This is a genomic window from Streptomyces sp. MnatMP-M17, from assembly GCF_900091995.1.
GTDB lineage: Bacteria > Actinomycetota > Actinomycetes > Streptomycetales > Streptomycetaceae > Streptomyces.
Genome location: NZ_FMDK01000824.1, coordinates 1 through 3,132 on the forward strand (window position 1 = coordinate 1; position 3,132 = coordinate 3,132).

A 3,132-nucleotide genomic window follows, 5' to 3' on the forward strand; every position below is an offset into this window, starting at 1 on the left:
ACTGCTGAGGCTGGCGGACGAGGAGCCCGGCCCCCGGGTCCACGGCTACTGGGCCGAGCCGGTCACCGACGAGAAGGGCGCCCGGCGTATCCGTGAACTCGGCGCGGCGGGCGCCGCAGGTGATCTCTTCGTCGACGGCTCCCTCGGCTCGCACACCGCCGCCCTGCACCACCCGTACGACGACGCCGCGCACACCGGTACCGCCCATCTCGACGCCGCCGCGGTCGCCGCCCATGTCACCGCCTGCACCGAGGCCGGGCTCCAGGCCGGTTTCCACGCCATCGGCGACGCCGCGATCAGCACGGTGGTCGACGGGCTACGGGCCGCCGCCGAGCGGCTGGGCCTCGCCCGGGTACGGGCCGCCCGGCACCGCGTCGAACACGCCGAGATGCTGACTCCCGAGACCATCGCCGCCTTCGCCGAGCTGGGCCTCACCGCCTCCGTCCAGCCCGCCTTCGACGAGGCCTGGGGCGGCGACGACGGTATGTACGCACGGCGCCTGGGCGTCGAGCGCGCCCGTACGCTCAATCCGTACGCCGCGCTGCTGCGCGCCGGTGTCCCACTGGCCTTCGGCTCCGACAGCCCGGTCACGCCGCTGGATCCCTGGGGCACCGTGAGGGCCGCCGCCTTCCACCGGACTCCCGAGCACCGCATCTCGGTACGGGCCGGATTCACCGCCCACACCCGAGGCGGCTGGCGGGCCGTCGGCCGCGACGACGCGGGTACGCTCGTGCCGGGCGCACCGGCCGACTATGCCATCTGGCGCACCGAGGAACTGGTGGTCCAGGCCCCCGACGACCGCGTGGCCCGCTGGTCCACCGACCCGCGTTCGGGTACACCGGGCCTGCCGGATCTGACGCCGGACCGCCCGCTGCCGGTATGTCTGCGGACCGTTGTCGCCGGACAAACCGTGTTTGTGCGACCGAACGAGTGACATGGGGACATTTCGTACGGCCGACCAGTGCTTCCCGGTCTCGGTCGCGACCTGCGGATCTTCCCCACTGACCTGGTGATTCGGGCCAACGTCGCAGGTCAAACGGCTGTTGACAGTAAGCGGCCACCGGCGGGTAGGTTCGGCCGAGTCCACCACAGGACGTCCGTCCGGCAATCTCCACGCGGTCGTCGAACGCCGCTGGGTCATGGGGCGGTGTGCCGCACCGGCGCACCGCCACTGGGAGCCAGGTCCAGCACCCGCGTCTCGGGGGCGAGGGAAGGTTTCAGCCGGCCGGCGGGTGCGACCCGGGTGGGGCCCGGCGTTCAGTAGACAACGGCTTTCGGTCGACCCGCAGCCAGCGGGTTCCAGGTCGGCCCGAAGGACGCCGGGACCCCCTTCTTTTTGGGGCTCGGTTCGCCTCCGGGGCGCTTTATGCCGGTGCCGACGGTCGACCGTGCTCGACCCTTCGTTCCTCAGGGCCTCCGCGCGCTCTCCTTTTCGGCATCGACGCGCCCCTTCGGCTCACTCGCCGGCGTCCGTGCTGGACCGGCACGCCTCCGTAACCCAGGCTGACGGGATGGGCCTCACTCGGGCTCCGGTCACCTCGGCCGCCTTGGGGTACGGACACGTCCCGGCCGCCCACGGTCGACCGTCGACAGTGGCATAAGGCGCCCGGAGGCGAACCGAGCCTCAAAAAAGAAGGGCGTGATCTGCGTCCCTCAACCGCTCGCTATGGTGGTGCCCCTGCGTACGGCAATTAAGGGGCAGTAGTGAACGACGGCGGTCAGAGGCGGTACGGCCCGCTCGGCACGGCCTTGGTGATCATCCCGACCTTCAACGAGGCGGAGAACATCAGGTCGATCGTCTCCCGGGTCCGCGCCGCGGTGCCGGAGGCCGACATCCTCGTCGCCGACGACAACAGCCCCGACGGCACCGGCAAGATCGCCGATGATCTGGCCGCCGAGGACGGCAAGGTCAAGGTCCTGCACCGCAGAGGCAAGGAAGGCCTCGGTGCCGCCTATCTGGCGGGCTTCCGCTGGGGTATCGAGCGCGGTTACGGCGTCCTCGTGGAGATGGACGCCGACGGCTCCCACCAGCCCGAGGAGCTGCCCAGGCTGCTGACCGCGCTGAAGGGCGCCGATCTCGTCCTCGGCTCGCGCTGGGTGCCGGGCGGACGGGTCGTCAACTGGCCCACGACACGGAAGGTGCTCTCGCGCGGCGGCAGTACCTACTCACGGGTTCTGCTGGGTGTGCCGATCCGCGATGTCACCGGCGGCTACCGGGCGTTCCGCCGGGAGACCCTGGACCGGATCGGCCTCGACGCCGTCGCCTCGCAGGGCTACTGCTTCCAGGTCGATCTGGCCCGGCGCGCGGTCGAGGCGGGCTGTCATGTGGTGGAGGTGCCCATCACCTTCGTCGAGCGTGAGCTGGGCGACTCCAAGATGAGCCGCGACATCGTGATCGAGGCGCTCTGGCGGGTCACGGCCTGGGGCGTCGGCGCGCGCGCCAGCCGGCTGCTCGGCCGTGGTTCCGACGCACAGAACCGGCCGTCCTGATTACCCCCGTACGCCGTCCCGGGCCGCGCCCAGGCACACTGGGAGTATGACGACCGCGCACTCGCCCCGGACCGTTCCCAAGCGCTCCCGAGCCCGCACTTTCCTGCCGCTGGGCATCGCCGCCTGGCTGGTGCTGGAGATCTGGCTGCTGATCGTCGTGGCCGACGCGGCGGGCGGGCTGACCGTGCTGTTGCTGCTGCTGGGCGCGCTCGTGCTCGGCGCCGTGGTCATCAAGCGCGCCGGCCGACGTGCCTTCCGCAATCTCACCGAGACCGTGCAGCGGGCGCAGAGGCAGCAGGCCGAGCACCCGGGCGAGCCCTTGGTACCGGAGCCCGCCAACGGCGGTGGTGGCAACGGGTTTCTGATGCTGGGCGGCCTGCTGATCATGCTGCCGGGCCTGATCACCGATGTGGCGGGACTGCTGCTGCTCGTACCGCCGGTACGGACGAGGCTCAGCCGGTACGCGGAGCGGTCGCTGGAGCGGCGCATGGCCGCGGCGGCTCCGCCCGGCAGTCTCGGTGACGCCTTCCAGCAGGCCCGTATGCGCAGGCCGGACGGCAAGGTCGTACAGGGCGAGGTCATCAAGCACGACGAGCAGAGCCCGCGCCCGGACGACGACGGCGGGAAGGGCCCGCGCCCGCC

At 71.6% G+C, this 3,132-nt stretch carries 3 protein-coding genes; all 3 read left to right on the forward strand.

The features are described 5' to 3' along the window. A partial coding sequence (locus GA0115259_RS31395; RefSeq protein ID WP_141716769.1) for an amidohydrolase family protein occupies positions 1-934 on the forward strand: 934 nt, incomplete at its 5' end. Between the two features lie 770 nt (positions 935-1,704). Then, complete coding sequence (locus tag GA0115259_RS31400) at positions 1,705-2,490, forward strand: polyprenol monophosphomannose synthase (RefSeq protein ID WP_093603272.1); 786 nt, start codon at positions 1,705-1,707, stop codon at positions 2,488-2,490. Positions 2,491-2,536: 46 nt separating this feature from the next. Beyond that, a partial coding sequence (gene fxsA, locus GA0115259_RS31405; protein WP_093603274.1) for an FxsA family membrane protein occupies positions 2,537-3,132 on the forward strand: 596 nt, incomplete at its 3' end.